Here is a 3,643-nt window from a genome sequence, read left to right as displayed (position 1 = left end):
GGAGCCGCCGGGCTCGCTCGGCCACGGCCGCACCCGCGGCGCTGGAGCTGCCGAGCGATGGAACTTGGCGCAGCCGTTCCATCGTTTTCGCTTCGCCGCGCAGCCAGGCCAGCGGCAGCTGCGGCGTCAGCGTCCGCTCCAGGGAGCCGAGGCTGATGATCTCGGCTCCCCACAGTCCCGCCTGCTGGCGCAGCGCAAACAGCGACGTGGTATCCGCATCAGCCCCAGCTTCGCCCAAATTCTCGACTCGTCGGTGTCCCTCGGCTTCCCTCTCAACCTGCCTGACGGCCAGGCTCTTCCCCTCAGCCACTCCTTCATTTACACCGCTTTGTTCTGCCAGCAATTCCGACTTCAGGTCTACGTCCGGCTCGCCCCTCACTTCCTTCCTCGGTTCCACGCCCGGTTCCCCACGTAGGCCGCTGCTCTTGGCACCCCCCTTGCCTGGACTTTCACTGCGATCCATCCCCATATCTTCTGCCTCAGGTTCAACTCGGTTTTCTTGATAGCCCACCCCTCTAAGATTGTCCGCCTCAGGCTTATTTTCCGTTTCACGCCGCTTCCCAACCCCGTCCTTGGTCTCCGCCGCACCCGAAATGGGATGACTTCCCGCATCTACTCGAATCCGATCTTGCTTTGCCTCTCCGTCCTTATGGATCCCCTCCTTCCCTCCTTCGGGTTTCGTGCTTGCCTTTGCAACGGATACCTCCACCCGCTTCATTCTGTCGCCCCCTCCCAAGGCGAAAGCCCCTTCCGCGAGCGGCACCAAGCACGCCGTATCGTCCTCGACGATCGGCACCCCCAGTCGCTCGCTGAGCTCCAGCAGCGCCAGCTTGCGCTGCCGGCTCCACACCCGGCCGGACGGGTTGGAAAAATGCGGCGTCACATAGATGAAAGCGGGCCGCCCTCCCGACGGCTTGCATTTCTGCCGCAGATCGTCCGGCAGCATGCCGTCCCGGTCACAGGCTACCGGGACCGCGCGGATTCCGCGGCGGCGCATCAGCTCCAGCGCCTCCGGAGCGGCCGGCGTCTCGACGAGCACCGTGCCGCCGCCCGGCACCAACACCCGCAGCAGCAGGTCAAGCGCCCCATCGGCGCTTTCAGCCAGCAACCATTGCTGCGGGTGCGTGCGGATGCCTTCGGCCTCTTCATAGGCCTCAGCCAACCATTCCAGCAAGGCGCCAGCATCGCGGCGCCCCGCCTTCGATCCGCTTTGTCCTTGGTCGTCCGCAGCGGAGATCCCTTCCAGCCGCACGTTGCCCCCGTTCCCATGCAGCCCTGCTAATGAAATGAGGCGGCCCCCCCGCACCCCATCCTCGATTTCCTGGGCAAAGACCGGCGGCAGCCGACGTTTTAGCATTTCCAAGCCCGTGTCCACAAGAACACCCCGTTTCCATTTCACTTGTATCTGCAATTGTACTGCAGGACAAATTTCCCAGACAACAGCAGCCAAACCCTGCGTCGTGCTTGATTTTGGCGAAGAATTGGCAAATCTATCATTTTTGCGAACCTCGTGTCGACATGATAGAATGAAAGCTGCACAAAACGTACGAAACTATGTCTAGAGGTGAATCTCCATGCCTTACTCTACGGAATCTGCAACCGTCACCGAAACGAGTCGCAGCAGGAGAACACGGCGGCCTTCCGTAGCCCTGATTATTCTGATCTGGATCCTGCTGATCGGTGCCGGTGTCACTGCGGCCTATATGTATAGCAACCATTTGAAGCAATCGATGATTGACCAGCTGGACGCCAAATGGCAAAGCGAAGCCGAGCTCATGAAAGCCGATTATACTGCCCAGCTCACCGCTTTGTCCGAGGAAGTTCAGGAATTGCAAAACAAAGTGCAAGCGTTCAACGAATTGCTTGAATTCACCAAGGACAACACCAGCGAAAAAACGGATAACAGCAACAAATTGTTCTCGCAATTAAGCGAGGTCAAGGAACAGTTGGCCGCACTACAGAAAAAGATGGATCTGCTGAAATGATCACACCAGTTAAACAAATCAACCGTTTTTTTCTGCTGGCTACTGGACCTTTGATCGGACTCTTGATTGCTCTCTTCGTCAGCGGGGCCGCGATTCAATGGAACCGGTCACCGCACCCCATCACGCCCGAAGCGGACGTCTTCCAAACCACCGCCTCCATCGCGGAAGGATTAACGAAAGCGGAGAAAGACGCCAAGACGACCATTTCCTCCATCCGAAAGACGGCCGAGCTCTACCAGAAGACTACCCAAACCATGAGCGACATCGTCAAAAATGCCAAGACGGTATCCGCCAAACCCGAATCCATCTACGATCGGCGGATCACCTCCAAGTTAGGGGTACCATTTGAGACGATCCAAAGCGACCGGATTCGCATCGAGCTCTACAAAGTGAACCCCGGCACGTACCGCGGGTATGCGATGAAGATTCGACTCAAGTCACCGGATGCCATGAAAATGACGCTGGGCAAAGATCGACTGGGCGGGGCGGAAACGACGAAGCAAGCAGTGCAGCGCTACGGAGCGGTTGCCGGCATTAACGCCGGCGGATTTGCCGATTCCCGCGGGCAACGCTACCCCTTGAGCACTACGGTCCTCAACGGGCAATACGTGAACGGCTTTGAGCCTTCTTATAAGGATTTATTTTTCGTTGGACTAAATCAGTCGGGGCAATTGATCGGCGGCAAATTTAAGAACAAGGAGAGCCTGGACAAGCTGCAACCAAAGTTCGGCGCTTCCTTTGTCCCCATCCTGCTGCAAAATGGAGTTAAGCTCCCCATCCCGGATAAGTGGAAGACCTCCCCGCTGCGGGCGCCGCGTACGGTGATCGGAAATTACAAGGATGATCAACTGCTGGTGCTGGTCGTCGACGGCGATAACGAAAAGGGCCGTTCCGGCGCAACGCTGGAAGAATTGCAAAACAAACTGGCGAACCTGGGCGTACAAGACGCCTACAACCTGGACGGCGGAGGCTCCTCCTCCCTGGTTGTCAATGGCCGGGTGATCAACCACCCGTCCGACGGGGCACTTCGGCCTGTGCCCACGCATTTCTTGTTTTTTAAATGAGCCGCTTCTCAACGTCTTCTTCCACGAGCAACTTGTCTATGAAATCCATCACATTTTGATTTATTTTTGGACGATTGCCGGGTATAATAGGGGAAGGAGTACAACGTGGAGGTGTTCGGCTTGTCATTCTCTTTAACGTTCTGGATTATTGCACTCGTTTTGGCGATGTTTTTGTGCGGGATTTTGACTGCAGCCTATAACGACGATAAAACCAAAGGCCTTTAAGATGTAACTCAAAAGGGCGACTTCCCATCACGAAGTTTTTTCAAATGCAGAAGGCTCGGCTTCGAATCTTGGATTCAGCCGGGCCTTCCGTTGCTCTCGTAGCCCTTTGCTACGCTCCGCTACTCAGTCCCTAAGCTTCTTCCAACCTTCTCGGTGCTGATAACCCGCCCTTTTGACTCTTCATTTTACCGGTCACTCAAAAGGGCAACTTCTCATCACGAAGTTTTTTCAAATGCAGAAGGCTCGGCTTCGAATCTTGGATTCAGCTGGGCCTTCCGTTGTTTTCAAATCGTCTCAACTTGCTCCGACGTCCCTATGCTAACGGACCTCAGAGACGTTATTACTCCCTTCTGCGAACATTCCGAATTC

At 56.2% G+C, this 3,643-nt stretch carries 3 protein-coding genes; 2 read left to right on the top strand and 1 reads right to left on the bottom strand.

Translation table 11 applies throughout. The features are described from left to right. Positions 1–1,375, bottom strand: a 1,375-nt coding sequence (locus PBA01S_RS22385; protein WP_371859566.1) for an aminotransferase class I/II-fold pyridoxal phosphate-dependent enzyme, incomplete at its 3' end; no start/stop codon positions are given. Between the two features lie 199 nt (positions 1,376–1,574). Between PBA01S_RS22385 and PBA01S_RS22380 the strand changes: the two genes are divergently transcribed. Together PBA01S_RS22380 and PBA01S_RS22375 are read left to right on the top strand one after the other, a co-directional pair. Continuing rightward, positions 1,575–1,985, top strand: a complete 411-nt coding sequence (locus PBA01S_RS22380) for a hypothetical protein (protein WP_016312921.1) — start codon at positions 1,575–1,577, stop codon at positions 1,983–1,985. Next, complete coding sequence (locus tag PBA01S_RS22375; protein ID WP_016312922.1) at positions 1,982–3,049, top strand: phosphodiester glycosidase family protein; 1,068 nt, start codon at positions 1,982–1,984, stop codon at positions 3,047–3,049. Before PBA01S_RS22380 ends, PBA01S_RS22375 begins: the two co-directional genes overlap by 4 nt. Positions 3,050–3,643 lie beyond the last annotated feature (594 nt).

Origin of the sequence: Paenibacillus barengoltzii NBRC 101215, from assembly GCF_004000745.1 — a bacterium.
In the GTDB taxonomy this organism is placed as follows: domain Bacteria; phylum Bacillota; class Bacilli; order Paenibacillales; family Paenibacillaceae; genus Fontibacillus; species Fontibacillus barengoltzii.
The sequence above is the reverse complement of the archived record's forward strand: the minus strand, read 5'-3'. Positions and strand labels throughout refer to the sequence as shown.

Excerpts from the sequence above, each read along its gene's own strand:
- PBA01S_RS22380 (WP_016312921.1), top strand. The coding sequence starts at position 1,575 with ATGCCTTACTCTACGGAATCTGCAACCGTCACCGAAACGAGTCGCAGC.
- PBA01S_RS22375 (WP_016312922.1), top strand. The coding sequence starts at position 1,982 with ATGATCACACCAGTTAAACAAATCAACCGTTTTTTTCTGCTGGCTACT.